This is a genomic window from Neobacillus niacini, assembly GCF_046591715.1.
Lineage (GTDB): Bacteria > Bacillota > Bacilli > Bacillales > Cytobacillaceae > Neobacillus > Neobacillus niacini_L.
The window spans coordinates 64,186-80,734 of sequence record NZ_JAWVNQ010000014.1; the positions used below are offsets into that span (position 1 = coordinate 64,186).

Annotated in this window: 17 protein-coding genes and 2 tRNA genes; 3 read left to right on the forward strand and 16 right to left on the reverse strand. The window is 39.0% G+C overall.

All coding sequences use genetic code 11. The features are described from left to right. Positions 1-13: 13 nt before the first annotated feature. The 4 genes from SFC47_RS22165 to groES form a co-directional block, all read right to left on the reverse strand. Entirely contained in the window at positions 14-1,249 is a 1,236-nt protein-coding gene (locus SFC47_RS22165; protein ID WP_411256725.1) for an ABC transporter substrate-binding protein, read from the reverse strand. Positions 1,250-1,347: 98 nt separating this feature from the next. Next, entirely contained in the window at positions 1,348-2,319 is a 972-nt protein-coding gene (locus SFC47_RS22170) for a LacI family DNA-binding transcriptional regulator (protein WP_411256726.1), read from the reverse strand. Between the two features lie 427 nt (positions 2,320-2,746). After that, positions 2,747-4,378: a chaperonin GroEL gene (gene groL / locus SFC47_RS22175; protein WP_411256727.1), complete on the reverse strand. Its 1,632-nt coding sequence runs from the start codon at positions 4,376-4,378 to the stop codon at positions 2,747-2,749. Positions 4,379-4,560: 182 nt separating this feature from the next. Continuing rightward, a complete protein-coding gene (groES, locus tag SFC47_RS22180) occupies positions 4,561-4,848 on the reverse strand; it encodes a co-chaperone GroES (RefSeq protein WP_411256728.1) in 288 nt (95 codons plus the stop codon). Positions 4,849-5,128: 280 nt separating this feature from the next. On the opposite strand from groES, the gene SFC47_RS22185 reads away from it, so the two are divergent. After that, complete coding sequence (locus tag SFC47_RS22185) at positions 5,129-5,851, forward strand: CPBP family intramembrane glutamic endopeptidase (protein WP_411256729.1); 723 nt, start codon at positions 5,129-5,131, stop codon at positions 5,849-5,851. After that, on the forward strand, positions 5,848-6,048 hold the full coding sequence (locus tag SFC47_RS22190; RefSeq protein ID WP_411256730.1) for a YdiK family protein: 201 nt from the start codon (positions 5,848-5,850) through the stop codon (positions 6,046-6,048). The genes SFC47_RS22185 and SFC47_RS22190 overlap by 4 nt, the downstream gene beginning before the upstream one ends. A 703-nt stretch (positions 6,049-6,751) precedes the next feature. On the opposite strand, the gene SFC47_RS22195 is transcribed toward SFC47_RS22190, so the two are convergent. The 5 genes from SFC47_RS22195 to moaC form a co-directional block, all read right to left on the reverse strand. Then, a complete protein-coding gene (locus SFC47_RS22195; protein ID WP_411256731.1) occupies positions 6,752-7,462 on the reverse strand; it encodes a cytoplasmic protein in 711 nt (236 codons plus the stop codon). Between the two features lie 17 nt (positions 7,463-7,479). Further along, positions 7,480-8,196, reverse strand: a complete 717-nt coding sequence (locus SFC47_RS22200) for a polymer-forming cytoskeletal protein (RefSeq protein WP_411256732.1) — start codon at positions 8,194-8,196, stop codon at positions 7,480-7,482. A 12-nt stretch (positions 8,197-8,208) separates the two neighbouring features. Then, positions 8,209-8,832, reverse strand: a complete 624-nt coding sequence (locus SFC47_RS22205) for a YhbD family protein (RefSeq protein WP_411256733.1) — start codon at positions 8,830-8,832, stop codon at positions 8,209-8,211. 122 nt (positions 8,833-8,954) lie between these two features. Beyond that, the gene (locus SFC47_RS22210) at positions 8,955-9,608 is read right to left on the reverse strand and encodes a redox-sensing transcriptional repressor Rex (RefSeq protein ID WP_411256734.1); all 654 of its coding nucleotides are present in this window, start codon (positions 9,606-9,608) and stop codon (positions 8,955-8,957) included. Positions 9,609-9,640: 32 nt separating this feature from the next. Further along, entirely contained in the window at positions 9,641-10,138 is a 498-nt protein-coding gene (gene moaC / locus SFC47_RS22215; protein ID WP_411256735.1) for a cyclic pyranopterin monophosphate synthase MoaC, read from the reverse strand. A 187-nt stretch (positions 10,139-10,325) separates the two neighbouring features. On the opposite strand from moaC, the gene SFC47_RS22220 reads away from it, so the two are divergent. Then, positions 10,326-12,245 carry an ABC-F family ATP-binding cassette domain-containing protein gene (locus tag SFC47_RS22220; RefSeq protein ID WP_411256737.1) on the forward strand — a complete coding sequence of 640 codons (1,920 nt, stop codon included), beginning with the start codon at positions 10,326-10,328 and terminating at the stop codon, positions 12,243-12,245. A 39-nt stretch (positions 12,246-12,284) separates the two neighbouring features. On the opposite strand, the gene SFC47_RS22225 is transcribed toward SFC47_RS22220, so the two are convergent. From SFC47_RS22225 to SFC47_RS22255, 7 genes are all read right to left on the reverse strand, one after another. After that, positions 12,285-12,719 carry a Gmad2 immunoglobulin-like domain-containing protein gene (locus tag SFC47_RS22225; RefSeq protein WP_411256738.1) on the reverse strand — a complete coding sequence of 145 codons (435 nt, stop codon included), beginning with the start codon at positions 12,717-12,719 and terminating at the stop codon, positions 12,285-12,287. Between the two features lie 731 nt (positions 12,720-13,450). Further along, positions 13,451-14,473, reverse strand: coding sequence for a tRNA (adenosine(37)-N6)-threonylcarbamoyltransferase complex transferase subunit TsaD (gene tsaD, locus SFC47_RS22230; RefSeq protein WP_411256739.1), 1,023 nt, complete (start codon positions 14,471-14,473; stop codon positions 13,451-13,453). Continuing rightward, positions 14,470-14,919, reverse strand: a complete 450-nt coding sequence (gene rimI / locus SFC47_RS22235; protein ID WP_411256740.1) for a ribosomal protein S18-alanine N-acetyltransferase — start codon at positions 14,917-14,919, stop codon at positions 14,470-14,472. Before rimI ends, tsaD begins: the two co-directional genes overlap by 4 nt. A gap of 12 nt (positions 14,920-14,931) precedes the next feature. After that, positions 14,932-15,639 carry a tRNA (adenosine(37)-N6)-threonylcarbamoyltransferase complex dimerization subunit type 1 TsaB gene (gene tsaB / locus SFC47_RS22240; protein ID WP_411256741.1) on the reverse strand — a complete coding sequence of 236 codons (708 nt, stop codon included), beginning with the start codon at positions 15,637-15,639 and terminating at the stop codon, positions 14,932-14,934. After that, positions 15,620-16,093: a tRNA (adenosine(37)-N6)-threonylcarbamoyltransferase complex ATPase subunit type 1 TsaE gene (tsaE, locus tag SFC47_RS22245; protein ID WP_411256742.1), complete on the reverse strand. Its 474-nt coding sequence runs from the start codon at positions 16,091-16,093 to the stop codon at positions 15,620-15,622. The genes tsaB and tsaE overlap by 20 nt, the downstream gene beginning before the upstream one ends. 182 nt (positions 16,094-16,275) lie before the next feature. After that, positions 16,276-16,352: transfer RNA gene (locus tag SFC47_RS22250), tRNA-Asp, on the reverse strand. Positions 16,353-16,391: 39 nt separating this feature from the next. Continuing rightward, positions 16,392-16,465: transfer RNA gene (locus SFC47_RS22255), tRNA-Met, on the reverse strand. Positions 16,466-16,549 lie beyond the last annotated feature (84 nt).

Consider the following 16,549-nt stretch of genomic DNA (forward strand, 5'->3'; position numbering starts at 1 on the left):
TCCCATATGCCGTTTATTTACCTGATTTGATCAGATTGTTGGCTTTTCCTTGTGCTGTCTTCAGTGTATCTTCCGCTGATTTTCCGCTTACAAGAACTTCGTCAATCGCTTTGCCAATCACTTCATCATTAATCTTCAGCCAGTTTGTAATCGCTGGTCTTGCTACAGATGTTTCCAATTGCTTCAAGAAAACACTTAGATGTTCATTCTCTGAAAATTTAGGGTTATCAGCAGCTGACTTGCGTACAGGGAAATTGCCTGTTATATCTGAAATCGTCAAAGCATTTTCTTCATTGGTTAAATAACGGATTAACTCATAAGAATCCTCACCATTTTCACTATTTTTAAAGACTACTAGGTTTTCACCGCCAATATTGGAGTAAGACTTTCCATCTTTGGAAGGGATTAAAGCCACACCAAAGTTCAGATTAGGGAAGTTAGTTTCAAATCCGCCAATTTCCCATGCGCCACTGATTTTCGTTGCCACTAACCCATTGCCGAATGCATTTTGACTCTCTACTACTGACTTATCAGAATAATTCTTAAGCTCATTCATTAACTCCAGGGATTCCACACCAGCTTTTTCACCGAATGCTGCTGCAGTTGCATCTTCATTTACCATGGTGCCGCCTGCTCCGTGAACCAATGCAGGGAATAACCAAGCGGCCCATCCACCTGTCCCTAGTCCCTCGAATGCAGCTATTTCATTCTTTTTATAAATAGCCTTTGATTTTTCAACCCACTCATCCCATGTTTTTGGCGGCTCTGGCATCAAATCTTTGTTGTAAAATAAGGCTACGGTCGTTTGATTCATTGGAAGTCCATATAATTTTCCATCATACTGGGCTGTTTCAAATGCCCCTTGGAAAAATTCATCTTTATTAATCCCATTTTCTCCATTCGCATATTTATCAATGTTTAAAAGAACTCCATCCTTGGCGAACTGTGCCAATAAAGGTTGATCAAGATATGCAACGTCCGGATTTTTTCCCGCAGCAATCGAACTGTTTAATTTCGTATTAAAGTTATCTTTAGGAATGAAAGTTATTTTTACATCCACATCATTTTCTTGCTCAAATTTTTCCGTCAGATCTTCCAATTTGGCTCTATTCTGTTTCGATTCAGGCTCATAGGCCCACATAGAAATTTCCTTTGATTCTCCACCACTTGTGCTCTGAGAACCTCCGGAACAAGCTGTAGCAGAAGCCAACAAGCAAGCACTTACTAACAAACCAAACACTTTTTTCATTTTTACCCCTCCGACTTAAATGATTTATAAAATGTTAATGGAATGATAACGTTATCATTTTTTAATTTAAAAAAATGGTTTAACACGCATCCTGTTGGTTATGCCAACTGGTTCATTGATACAGATTGATTTACCCGTATAATTGGGGATATCATTTTCGTTACCCTGTTTGTATGAGGATTTTCAATCCGATCCACAAGTACATTAGCTAAAGTTTTAGCTGCTTCATAAACAGGCTGATGCATGGTTGTGATTTTTGGGTCTGTGAGGTTCTCATATCCGAGACCATCAAATCCAGCAATCGAAATATCTTGAGGTATTTTTTTCCCCAATATTCTGGCTGCCCTTATAGCCCCTAATGCAAGCTCATCGCTTGTACAAAATAAAGCCGATATGTTTTTGCGGCTTAAAAGCTCTAAAGACTTGATATATCCATCATTTTCTTCATTTGCAGCGTATTGGATTAAATCCGGATTCACCGGAATGCCATGATCTACTAGGGCCTTTTTATATCCATTCAATCGATCAAACGCAAATCTCCTGTTTTCATTGATCAAGATGAACCCAATTTCTTTATGACCCAAACTAATGAGATAGTCCGTCATGTCATACGCCCCTTGAAAATTGTCTACTTCAACCCACTCAAATTCATCTAATTGTGTGTGTCCAAATAGTACAAAAGGAACATTGAACTTTTCTTTTATCAGTTCCTCTTCATTTGTGCTGATTCCCATTCCAATAATTCCATCACATTTATAAGGGAAATCCCATTCCCGGCGAACAAGAAATGAATAATATCTTGAACTCAATACATCACTGATTCCAGAAATAAAATGCATAGCAAATGGATTATTCATTGAAATATTTTGTGGGATAAATAAATGGATCACTCTAGTCTGATTATTGACTAACGCTTTGGCTGCCTGATTGGTTTGAAAATTTAATTTTCCCATCACTTCTTCGACCTTTTTTCTTGTCACAGGTTTAACCAGCTCAGGTGAATTTAAAACCCTGGAGACGGTTATTATGGACACCCCTGCTTCCTTGGCAACTTCTTTCATGGTTGTCATGCTTATTCACCTTTCTTCTTACTTGATATTTATTGGGTAGTTCATTAATCAACTCCTTTTAGCCAAAGTCTAGCGTTATTCAACTAAAGTGAAAAATCGAACTGTTTCCTCAATTCTAATTTTTTTTGCTATTAGTGTAAAATACATGATAATTAACATATATTAACTTCCAGTTAAGACTATATTCAAAGAAAGCTGTAAATAAAAGAGTGTCCCATAATCATAACTTAATGGGACACTCTTCTATAACCTTCTTCAACAAAGAAAAAAGGCCTCCCATAAGTTTGATAAACTAATGGAAGACCTTCTCTAATTGTAAGTTTTTCTTCTGTCATGTTTGGTTGTGTGTGTAATGCACACAACTCCGCACACAAATATTAACCAAACCAACCTAAAACGTTAATATAACAAGGTTTTTAACCCCTTATTACATCATGCCGCCCATTCCGCCCATACCGCTCATGTCAGGCATTCCGCCTTGACCAGCTGGTTCTGGCTTGTCAGCAACAACTGCTTCAGTTGTTAAGAACATAGCCGCTACGGATGCAGCGTTTTGAAGTGCTGAACGTGTAACCTTAGTTGGGTCAACGATACCAGCGTCGATCATGTTTACCCACTCACCGCTTGCAGCGTTGAAGCCAGTTCCAACTTCTTCGCGCTTTAAGCGGTCAACGATAACTGAACCTTCAAGACCTGCATTGTGAGCGATTGTGCGTACTGGCTCTTCAATCGCACGTAATACGATGTTTACACCAGTTTGTACGTCGCCTTCAGCTTGGATTTCAGCAACTTTGTTGTATACGTTAAGAAGGGCAACACCACCACCGGATACGATACCTTCTTCAACAGCTGCACGAGTTGCGTTTAAAGCATCTTCGATACGAAGTTTGCGTTCTTTTAATTCAGTTTCAGTCGCAGCACCAACTTTGATTACTGCCACACCGCCAGCTAATTTAGCTAAGCGCTCTTGTAATTTTTCACGGTCAAATTCAGAAGTAGTTTCTTCTAATTGAACACGGATTTGGTTTACACGTGATTGAATAGCAGCAGTATCTCCTGCACCTTCAACGATTGTAGTATTTTCTTTCGTTACAACGATCTTAGAAGCACGTCCTAAAGATGCGATTGTAGCAGTTTTCAATTCACGGCCTAGCTCTTCAGTGATTACTTCACCGCCAGTTAAAGCAGCGATATCTTCTAGCATTGCCTTACGACGGTCACCAAATCCAGGAGCTTTAACAGCAACTGCATTGAATGTTCCGCGAAGTTTGTTCAATACTAAAGTAGAAAGTGCTTCACCTTCGATATCTTCAGCAATCAATAATAATGGCTTGCTTTGTTGAACAACTTGCTCAAGAACAGGAAGGATTTCCTGGATGCTTGAGATTTTCTTGTCAGTAATTAAGACATATGGATTTTCTAGGACAGCTTCCATTTTGTCTGTGTTTGTTACCATGTATGCAGATGTATATCCACGGTCAAATTGCATACCTTCCACAACATCTAATTCAGTTGTGAAACCTTTTGATTCTTCGATTGTGATAACACCGTCGTTACCAACGCGCTCCATTGCTTCAGCAATTAATTGACCTACTTCTCTATCATCAGAAGAAATAGCAGCAACTTGTGCAATAGACTCTTTGCCTTCGATTGGTTTAGAGATTGCTTTTAATCCTTCAACCGCTGCAGCAACAGCTTTTTCAATTCCTTTACGGATACCCATTGGGTTAGCACCAGCTGTTACGTTCTTTAAGCCTTCACGAATCATCGCTTGAGCAAGAACAGTAGCAGTTGTTGTACCGTCACCAGCAACATCGTTTGTTTTGCTAGCAACTTCAGCAACTAGCTTCGCACCCATATTTTCAAATGCATCTTCTAATTCGATTTCTTTCGCGATTGTTACACCGTCATTAGTAATAAGCGGTGAACCAAATTTCTTCTCTAGAACTACGTTACGTCCTTTAGGTCCAAGAGTTACTTTTACTGTATCTGCTAACGCATCAACACCACGTAGCATCGCGCGGCGTGCATCTTCACTAAACTTAATTTCTTTAGCCATGTTCAAAAAACCTCCTCGTATTTTTTAGACTAATATTGTTATATTAATTTAGATAACTGTCCAGCTCCAGCGCCTAGGGGCTCGGGGTCATAAGCCAATCCGTCAGAAAGGTTAAAGAGCAACCTTCCCGCCGGCTCGCCTTATGCCTATCGCCCCTGTTCAAGGCGCTTCCGCTTTTCTATTTATTGCCCAACAACAGCAAGGATATCGTTTTCACGTAAAATTAAATATTCAGTTCCTTCGAACTTAACTTCTGTACCAGAGTATTTTGAGAAGATAATACGATCGCCTACAGAAACTTCAAGAGCAACACGTTCGCCATTCTCAAGTACACGACCAGTACCTACGGCAACAACTTTTCCTTCTTGAGGCTTTTCCTTAGCTGAGTCCGGTAAAACGATACCGCTTGCAGTTTTTTCTTCTGATTCAACAAGCTCAATGACAATACGATCACCTAGTGGTCTTAACAAATCAAACAACCTCCTCAAATAAATATGTAATTCTGACTTATTAGCACTCTCTTAACATGAGTGCTAACACAATTATTATAATAATCAATGCAAAAAAAATTTGCAAGTATGAAGCGATATTTTTTGTTATTTTTTGCAACCTTACAAGTATGTGATTTACACGCAGGAATATACTTCGTTTTTAAAAATAAACATTAAAATTGAAACAACCCTCCTATTATTAGTAGAATGAACTATAGGTTAAAATAACAAGAAGGTTTCTCAAAAGGAGATATAAAATTTGAAAAGGGAATATTGGATAATATTAATTGTCTATATAGCAATGCAGTTATCAAGCTTAATTGGAATTCCTGGGCTGATGTTTATCTTTGGATACTTAGGGATAAATCAAGGGCTGGTGGTTCCCTATTGGCTAATTTTCAGCTTTACCCTCGCACTCGTTATTATTCTTTTCCTATTACGAACGGAAATGAAGAAACCCGTGCTGAATGAAAGAGGCAGTTCCTTTACCTATTCTGCTGTTTGGGCCGTATTTGGTGTCTTCCTGGCTATGTTTTCCCAATCCCTAGCAGCTAATATTGAGAGGCTTATCGGCGTTGAAATGGGATCTGAAAACACACAGCAAATTCTTAATATTATTGAATCATTTCCGCTGGCCATTATAGTCAGTTCAGTTATTGGACCAATATTAGAGGAGATTGTCTTTCGGAAGATTATTTTCGGTACTCTTCATAAACATTTTAACTTTTTCTTATCAGCTTTAATCAGTTCAGTCATCTTCGCATTGGCTCATATGGAGCCTCAGCATATTCTGCTTTATTCAGCGATGGGCTTTACTTTTGCCTTTCTCTATGTAAAAACGAAACAGATTCTTGTACCAATTTTTGCCCATGTTGCCATGAACACATTAGTTGTTGTTATTCAGTCTGTTTATAGAGAAGAGATTGAAGAATTAATGCGTAAGGCAGAACAAATTCAAAACTTTATCGGAGGCTTTTTATGAAACGTTCACCCATGTTTTCCGGAATTATTTATATCATACTCGGCTGTTTGTTTACCTATTTTGCTGTTGAGGATGTCGCACAAAACGGCTGGGGTTTTTTCAGCTATCTGCTTGTTATCCTCGCCACCTTTGACTTCGGTTCCGGTATAAGAATCATATTCTTTTACAACAGATATAAGAAAAGCTTAAAAAAATAAAGTTAAGCCAAAAGGTCTCTTCCACAAATGCGAAGAGACCTTTTATAGTGTTGAAAAAGGTTTCAATGTAGTTTTTATAGTGACCTTACAAACAAAATTGAAGGTGCCATGGTCACTATATGGGCTCTATAGTTACCGTTCAATCAACTATGCAGGTGCTAGGGTCAATATAAGAGCTCTATAGTTACCGTTCAATCAACTATGCTGGTGCCATGGTCACTATAAGGGCTCTATAGTTACCGTTCAATCAACTATGCAGGTGCCATGGTCACTATAAGGGCTCTATAGTTACCGTTCAATCAACTATGCAGGTGCCATGGTCACTATAAGGGCTCTATAGTTACCGTTCAATCTAATATGCAGGTGCTATGGTCGCTATATGGGCTCTATAGTTACCATACAATCAAATATGCTGGTGCCATGGTCACTATTAGGGCTCTATAGTTACCGTTCAATCTAATATGCAGGTGTCATGGTCACTATAAGACCTCTATAGTTACCGTTCAATCTAATATGCAGGTGCCATGGTCACTATAAGACCTCTATAGTTACCGTTCAATCAACTATTGCAGGTGCCATGGTCACTATAAGAGCTCTTTGGTTACCGTTCAATCTAATATGCAGTGCCACGGTCGCTATAAGAGGGCATACATTACTTTTTTTACCGCCACATCCAATTCGTCCATTGATTAAAGACGTCCCATCAAAGCTTTGTCTTTGTTTTTATTGTTGAATTTTTATCCTGTTTCAGTTCATTCGAATATTCAACACTTTCAATTTGGCAGCCTGCTCCAATATTCACGGTTTTGCCGCGAACCATTTCTGCTTTTGTATTCTCAAGGTAGATAATATCGCCTTCAATCACCTTGGCTGTAAGCATCCCCGACTCTTTTACAAACGGCAGGAAGGAATTACTTTTTTTCTTAACTGTGATGAACCCGCCGCCAATTTCCTCTGCAAAACTCTGCCCGAATCGTAACGATATGTTAATTTTATCTGCATTCAGCAAACCTTTAATTTCAAAGCCGCCTGAAGAATCAAAGGTCTCATATTCAACGTCCCCGCCTACAGAGATTGTTCCCTTAATATTTGCTTCATCTCCTGTTAAATTGTCACCAACATCAAGTGTTCCGAGTATTTTCATTTTCTTTAAAGCAGCACTGCCTCCGACTGCTAATGTCCCCATTACCAGCATTTCCTCTGACTCCAAATTTCCCTTTACTTCTGCCTCACCAAGGACCTTTACAGACTTTGTTTTAACATTCTCCAATGCTTCACTCGTTCCGAAGATATTAAAAGCAGTACATTCTACATCAGAAACAAGTGTGGCATCTCCCCTAATGCTGACTTTGTTATAATGCCCGCCGGAGTAGTTTCCGGAGCCGTTAATCGTTAGGTTTTGACCTTTTTCCATTTCCCTTCACCCCTCAATTAAATCTTTCTGATATCCTTAACGATCGAATTCTTATCCATCGTAAATTCGCCAGAATATTCTACAACCTCGATTTCACAATTAGCCCCAATAACGACTTGATTACCACGGACAATACCGGCCTTGGTGTTTGCAATCTCAATCTTATCTCCTTCAATGCATTCCGTTTTCAATTGGGTTCGAACAAAAGGTTTAAAGAAACCCAGCAGAGAATTTTTTTGCTTGATTAGAATGGTTTGACCGCCTATTTCCTTTGCGTTACAATCAGCAAAAATAGTGATATCTACTAAATCAGCATTCAACAAGCCGCCGATCGAAAATTTTGATTCCGCCCTAAATCTTTCCGCCTCACAATCTTCACCCACCGTTAAGCGTCCTTTTATCATTATTTCATCACTTTTAATTTTACCTCCGACATTCGCTTTGCCTGAAACCTTCAGTTTCTTTACACTCAGATTCCCTGTCACTCCCGCCGTTCCATCAACCGTTAGAATTTGACTCTCCATGTCGCCATTAATCTTGCCATGTCCATTAATCCGTGCCTGACCCGCAATAACGCTCCCTGTTATGAACCCTGATCCGTTACAATCTAAATCCGAGCATTCCACCTCACCCGTAATGGTTCCTTTCCCATTTATACTAACACTTTGAAAGGATCCCCCATTTGATGAGCCAAAGCCATTTATGAGCAAGTCTCCCCTTTTTTTCGTCTCCATTTTGATTCTCCTTTATAATAATTTTGATTTAATCTCTTCCATACAAGCCATTAGTGATAACTGGGTGACTAATTTTGTGTTCCGGTCAAACTGGAAGTTCTCCACGTTAATGAGTAAAAGACAAGAAGAAACACCTAATTTTCTTGTGATGACCAATTCAGCATTCTTTTGCTTAATTAATGACTTATTGTCTAGTAAAACTTCTAACAGCATTTTTCCTTCATCCAAATTAACCTCACCTGACTGAAGCAGTTTTTCTAAAACATACACTTCTAGGATTCGTGAAAAATTAAACATTGGTCCGCCTTGTTCTATCTCCAAATAGTAATTAAGCACCGAAACTGAAACAATGTTACGCTCTACTAACTCATCTTTCTCCAGCTGCAAATCAGCAATATTCGGTGAAAACATATCAGCTAATTCATCTAGTGAAAGGTTTTCTTTCATCATTTGAATTTTATTGATTCGTTCTAAAATTTTCACTTTCGGAAAAAAGGTCTCTTGTCCTGTGAAGGTTGATTTTCTGATAAACCAATCCTCAGGAATAAGGTCTTTTCGTTTCCACCTATACAACTGACCATATGATATTCCGGCTGCATCTAACAAATCCTTCTTCGAAATTAAATCCTCACTCATCATGAAAACCCCTTTCATAAGAACAATGTAACATAACACTGTTACGCAAGTAAAGTTTCCATCCGCATTTTTCATTCGACAAAAAAGACCCTTTCACGTTGTCTGCGAAAAGGTCTTTACTCTTATTCTTCTATTTCTTCTGTGGGGTAGTGCTTTAGGAAGTAAATAAGTGATTGTAATTCAACGGCCAAGTCAATATGGTGAACGCGAATCGATGGCGGTACATTTAATCTGGCAGGAGTAAAATTCAGGATTGCCTTAATATTGGAATTTACAAGTCGATCTGTAATCATCTGTGCCACTGGAGCAGGTACGGTTAGAATGGCTACATGAATATTATCATTGCTTAGAACCTCTTCCAGCTCATCCATATGAAACACTGGTACATCTCGAATCGTAGTTCCCATCTTGTTTGGATCCACATCAAACGCACATTCAATTTTTGTATTATTATTTTTTAAGAAATTATAATTTAAAAAGGCTGTACCAAGATTACCTACACCAATTAGGGCTACCTTTGTTAATTCATCTTGGTCTAGTGTTTTCCGAAAGAACGTTAATAAATAATTGACATTATAGCCATATCCCTTTTTCCCCAGGGCGCCAAAATAAGAGAAATCCCGGCGAATGGTTGCCGAATCGACTTTCACTGCCTCACTTAATTCTGCAGAGGATACCCTCTGTTTTCCGGAAGAATGCAGATTCTTTAAAAATCGATAATATAAGGGCAGCCGTTTTGCTGTCGCTTGCGGTATTTTCATCGTTTCATTACTCATATTCTCCCACCCCCTATAAATTGGTTAAACATCTATTTAACTGGTACTGTCCTATGGAAATCTCCGTTTTTTCCGCCCGTCTTTTCAACCAAATATGTTTTTCCTATAACCATACCCTTATCTACTGCTTTACACATATCATAAACCGTTAATGCACATGTTGACGCAGCTGTTAACGCTTCCATTTCAACACCTGTATTTCCTTTTGTTTTCACAGCAGCAGCAATATTTAATGTATATGCGGTATCATGTTCCTTTTCCCATGAGAAGGATATATTTACTCCTGTTAAAGGAATAGGGTGACACATGGGGATCAAATCCCAAGTCTTCTTCGCCCCCATTACCGCAGCTACTTGAGCCACAGCAAGCACATCGCCTTTTTTCATTTCATTATTTGTAATTTTTTCATAAATATCTCGACTAACCGTAATACTGGAATGAGCAAGTGCCGTACGGGCCGTTTCTGGCTTATCGCTAACATCCACCATTTTCGCTCTTCCTTCTTCGTTAAAATGAGTAAATTCAGACATAAATATAATCCTCCCACAAAATAATACACTATTTTTTTGAATTTGTCTGTGAAACTTTGAGCGAATGCATAAAGAAATTTACATTTTTTTCTTTCAAGATTCTCTTATTTTCCCCATAACTAGTACACTTTATTGCTGTCATTGTTGGAATAAGGTACACTTAATTTAGTAATTGAGGTGAAAAACAATGATTTTATTACAAGTGAATCAACTATCAAAATACTATGGTGCAGACCAAATTTTATCGAATATAAAACTAGAATTACAAACGCGGGACCGCGTAGCACTTGTTGGCCGAAACGGTGCAGGAAAATCGACATTATTGAAAATTATCGCCGGCCACCTTTCCCATGATGGCGGGGAAATTATTAAACCAAAGGGAGTAAGCATTGGTTATTTAGCTCAGAATACCGGATTAGAATCAAATTTGTCGATCTGGGATGAAATGTTAACCGTTTTCGACTCCCTTAGAAGTATGGAAAAAACACTTCGACAGCTAGAGGTTTCGATGTCGGATCCTTCTGCTATAGAGGATAGTGTCCGCTATGATCGAATTTTAAAAGAATATGATGAATTGCAAGTGAGATTTAAAGAACAGGGAGGGTATCAGTACGAAGCAGATATTCGCTCTATCCTCCATGGTTTGAATTTTCATAATAACTCTTTGATGATTTCAAGCTTAAGCGGTGGTCAGAAGACGCGCCTGGCACTAGGGAAACTCCTTTTAACAAAGCCCGATATATTAATTTTGGATGAACCTACAAACCATCTTGATATCGACACACTTACGTGGCTGGAGCAATACTTACAAGGGTATGATGGAGCAATTTTAATTGTTTCCCATGACCGCTACTTCTTGGATAAAGTAGTCACACAGGTTTATGAAGTTTCACGGAAACAAATTCAAAAGTTTATTGGAAACTATAGCTCTTATCTAGATCAAAAAGCGGCTAATTATGAACGTGATCTAAAGTTATATGAAAAGCAGCAGCAGGAGGTTGCGGACCTTCAAGATTTTATTCAGCGTAACTTAGCACGGGCATCGACAACCAAGCGTGCTCAAAGCCGTCGAAAAAAATTGGAGAAAATGGACTTAATGGACCGGCCATTAGGTGACGAGAAGTCTGCCACCTTCTCTTTTGAAATAGAAAAACAAACGGGGAATGATGTCCTTTTAGTAGATTCCCTGGCAGTCGGCTATGATGACCAAAAAATATCTGAGAAAATTTCCTTCCGTGCCTTTCGCGGGGAAAGTATTGCCTTAGTTGGGCCGAATGGAATCGGGAAATCTACTCTCTTAAAAACAATCATTAAAAAACTTCCTGCACTAGATGGCAGCATTCAATACGGTGCAAACCTGGCCGTTGGTTACTACGATCAGGAGCAGGCCGAATTAACCTCGAATAAGCGGGTTCTAAATGAGCTCTGGGATGAATGGCCGTTAAAAAGCGAGAAAGAAATACGAACGGTCTTAGGTAATTTTTTGTTTTCCGGGGACGACGTATTAAAAATTGTTTCTACGTTAAGCGGCGGGGAAAAGGCACGACTTGCATTAGCAAAATTAATGCTAGAAAAGGCAAATGTTCTAATCTTGGACGAGCCTACGAACCATCTTGACTTAGATAGTAAAGAAGTTCTCGAGAATGCATTAGTCGACTACCCAGGTACAATTCTCTTTGTATCACACGACCGCTACTTTATTAACAGAATTGCAACCAAGGTATTGGAGCAAAGCGCAAATGGTAGTACCGAATATCTTGGTGATTATGACTATTATTTAGAGAAAAAGCTCGAGGAAGAGGAGCTAAAAGCTTTAGAAATTGCCAGCAGCACAAAGAAACAAGCCCAAGTGGAAGTTCAAGAACGAAATAGCTATCAACAGGATAAAGAAAGTAAAAAGCTTGAGCGTCAGCGTAAAAGAAAACTAGAAGAAATAGAATTACGGATTGAAGAGCTGGAGACAGTCATCCAGGAGTACGAGGAAAAGCTTTGTGAGCCTGAGATATTCCAGGACCACGAAAAGGTTCTTGAAATCAATTTAATGAATGAAAAAGCAAAAACTGAGCTCGAGATGTTAATGGAAGAATGGGCTGAGCTGGCGGAATAAATAGAAGGGGCTTGGATAACGAATATCCAAGCCCCTTCTTTATTTTAATGGAATGGTTAAGACATCTGTTTTAGAACCATCCTTTGCTGAATAAACGAATAACTCCATTGAAACAGACTCCCTTGTCATAAGCTCTTTATCAACAGTAATTTCAAAACTTCCCCATGCTGGGGCACCGTCTGTTTGATAATGGTTTTCTTGTAAAACTTCAGTTCCAGAAAGTACGGCATATTGAAATACACCTTCAAAAACCCTTGCCTTCCCCTTTACAGTTGTCTCACCGTTTGATGTTGATACGGTAACTTCTTTAAAGACTTCATTTTCGTATTGTTTGTTTTCTTCCTGCTCTTGATCACTTTCATCATCAGTCACTACTGGCTTTTTATCGTCGGTTGAAATATTAATATCTAAGCTGCAGCCAGCTAAACATAAAAATAGGGCCATAAACATCCATGCTAAGAATTTACTTTTCATACAAATCCCCCTTTTTTGTGAATCCTCTTTTATCTACTATATTCACTGATTTTAATATTTCCCCTATGAAGGCAGCTCTACATTTTCACTTATTAATCGACACAATTCGTTAAAAACCGTTAAATTTTTTAATCAAGATCCCTTTTCCACAACTTTATTCACATATTAAATCTTAGTACTGCAACCTTATTCCCACTTTTCCACACTATCCACAGAAAAACCACTACTTATCCACATTGTCCACACAAAACTAGTAAGTTACCCACATTATTCATGTAAGCGCAATTTTTCGAAAGAAAGTTATCCACAAAAAATGCGTTTTATACACTTAAGAAAGTGTACAATATCTTGTTAGCACCATTATTGTGACCGAAGTTTTATCTCCACAGCTTTTTGGGTAACAATCCAACCGTGATTGTTACCCAAATACGTTCGATTCATCTTTTTCGGTCACAATCAACCCAGGATTGTTACCCAAATTCCTTCGCCTTCGCTTTTTTCGGTCACAATCAACCTATGTTTGTTACCCAATTTCCTTCGTCTTCGCTTTTTCGGTCACAATCAACCCGTGATTGTTCCCCAAATTCCTTCGCCTTCCCTTTTTCGGTCACAATCAACCCAAGATTGTTCCTCCAAATCCCTAGCCTCTATTTTTTCGGTAACAATTCCATAAAGAAACCAGTAGTAGAACCCTCAAAAACAAAAAAAAGCCCTTCTTATTCAGAAGGACTCTAATTGTATAAATCTATTTCTAATCCTGGATTTGCATTTAAAGAAAGGTCGGCTGTGATTCCTTTTTCAAACATGATACTTCCTGCAGCTGCAATCATTGCAGCATTATCTGTACACAAGTTTAAAGGCGGTATAACTAGATCAATATCCTTTTTTTCAGAAAAGGCCTCCTCAAGTGCCTTTCTAAGCCCTTTATTCGCAGCAACTCCACCAGCCAGCAGAACTTGCTTCACCTTGTACTCAGCGGTTGCTTTTACTGTCTTCTTCACAAGTACCTCAACAACACTTTCCTGAAAGCTTGCAGCAAGGTCCTCTGGAGCGATAACTTCACCCCGTTGTTCTGCATTATGGACTGTATTGATAACGGCTGATTTTAGTCCGCTAAAGCTGAAATCATACGATCCCTCTTCTAACCACGCTCTAGGCAAATTAAGTGTGTCACTGCCTTCTTGAGCAAGTTTGTCGATATGCGGTCCTCCGGGATACGGCAGTTTCAACGTTCTTGCAACTTTATCATAAGCCTCGCCTGCAGCGTCATCTCTTGTTTCACCAATGACCTCAAAGTGGCCCTGTTTTTTCATATAAACTAATTCTGTATGGCCGCCAGAAACCACTAAGGAGAGGAGAGGAAAATGTAACTCTGTCACAAGCCGGTTTGCATATATATGGCCAGCAATATGATGAACGGGAACAAGTGGGATGTTATGCGCAAATGCTAGGGCTTTGGCTGCATTTACACCAATTAATAAGGCTCCCACTAAACCTGGTCCCTCGGTTACCGCAATTGCATCTAAGTCTGGTAATGTTAGATTCGCTTCCTTTAAGGCCTCTTCAATAATAATCGTAATTTGTTCAACATGATGACGGGAAGCAATCTCAGGAACCACTCCGCCAAACCGCTTATGACTTTCAATTTGGGAGGCAACCACATTCGAAGCAATTTCTCTGCCATTTTTTATTATGGCAACAGCTGTTTCATCACAGCTTGTTTCAATACCCATAATCCACTGATCTTTTTTCATAAATTCACCCACATTACTAGGGCATCTTCTTGATTATCTGAATAATAATTTTTCCGAATGCCGCCATTTTGAAAACCTAACTTACGGTAAAGAGATTGTGCTACATGGTTCGTTACGCGTACCTCAAGAGTCATGCTTCTAGCACCCATATCCTTAGCAAGTTTCATCATTTTACGAAGCAATGCTTCCCCAAGTTTTCTGCCTCTATATTCAGGAAGGACAGCCACATTTGTTACATGAGCTTCATCAATGACAACCCAGGCACCAACGTAACCAATAATTTTTAGGTCTTCTTCCAATACAATATAAACGGCAAATTTATTGTTATTAATTTCATTAAAAAAAGCATCTCTGCTCCAGGGTGTAGCAAAAGAGGCATGTTCAACCTCTAAAATTTGATCGATATCTTCTTCCTTCATATAACGAAAAACATAAGAATCTACCATTTTTCTCTAATCCTATCCTTTTAAAATTTGCCCATTTGCCTCTAGCCACTTCGCCTCTGCCTCAGCCAAACGGATATAATTAGGAACAAAGTAATGAATATCATCTCCCTGTTTCTTATCTCCTAATAAGGCAAGCTCCGAAGGGCGGGGATTATGCTCCGTAATGGCAGCAAATGCTGCTTGCGAGCCCAAGGTTTCTGATATCACAGCTTGATGAAGGGATATATCGTTGCCCGCAAATAAAATTGGTTTCTTTAGCTCTTTTAATGAGGCAGCCCAATCTGCTGACATGACTAGGCGATCGTCTCTAACGGCCGTTAGCTCCCCGCTTTGATATTCATATAACCCTGTATAGATTTGTCCTCTTCTTGCATCGAAGAGAGGCGATACATATCCATTAAAGTATCTCCCTGCCCCCGCAGCGATGATTTCAAGACTAGATATTCCCACTAAGGGAATTTTTAAAGACCAAGCCATTGTTTTGGCGATAGTTACGCCAATACGAACTCCCGTATAGGAGCCAGGACCCTTCGCAACCACAATTTTGGTTAACTGTGCCGGAACTCTATCACAATCCGTCATCAGCGTCTGAATAGCGGGCATAATTCGAACCGAATGATTCTTTTTTAGGTTGGTAATATATTCACCAAGCACCTGATTATCTTCAATAAGCGCAACTCCTAATGGATAATTAGAAGTATCAATCGCTAGAATGGTCATTTAGAAATATCTCCTTACATAATTGCTCATATCTTTTTCCTTTTGGAACAAACTTAATTTTTCTCTCTTCAGGACCCTCGTGATACAAATAAATTGTTAAAAATTCAACTGGCAATTGTTCTTCAATTAAATGTGCCCACTCAACAACGGTTACACCATCGCCTTCAAAGTATTCATCAAAGCCCAAATCTTCATAAGAATCAGCGACCCGATATACATCCATATGATACAAGGGCAGCCTGCCTTTATACTCTTTTATTATTGTAAAGGTCGGGCTATTAACGGTTCTCTGTATATCTAAGCCTTTAGCTAAGCCTTTAGTAAAGGTGGTTTTCCCGGCGCCCAGATCACCCTCTAAGCAGATTACATCGCCTGGCTTCAATAACTCTGCAAGTCGAGATGCAAGCCCGAAGGTTTCGCTGGGATCTTGTGTCATTTTTTCATATTGATTCATATAATCACCTTTTATGAAACAATAGCATGCTGCTATCTTCATTCTACCTTATTTTTGTAAAAAAAAACCTTAGGATAGGTCCTAAGGATGTCCATTCATTATGTATTTTACCTAATTTTCGCCATTTAAGCAAAAATGCATAAAAAAAACGAAACATCGTTTCGTATTTTTAAAAGTATAAATGGCGGTCTGGACGGGACTCGAACCCGCGACCTCCTGCGTGACAGGCAGGCATTCTAACCAACTGAACTACCAGACCGAAGTATTTTCAAAGGGCTTCCCTTGAAAATAACTTAGATTGCGGGGACAGGATTTGAACCTGCGACCTTCGGGTTATGAGCCCGACGAGCTACCGGACTGCTCCACCCCGCGACAGTAAAAATAATACTATTTGTGCACCATTATATTATATGCATAAACAAATAATATATATACACATTTTTAAAAAATAATACA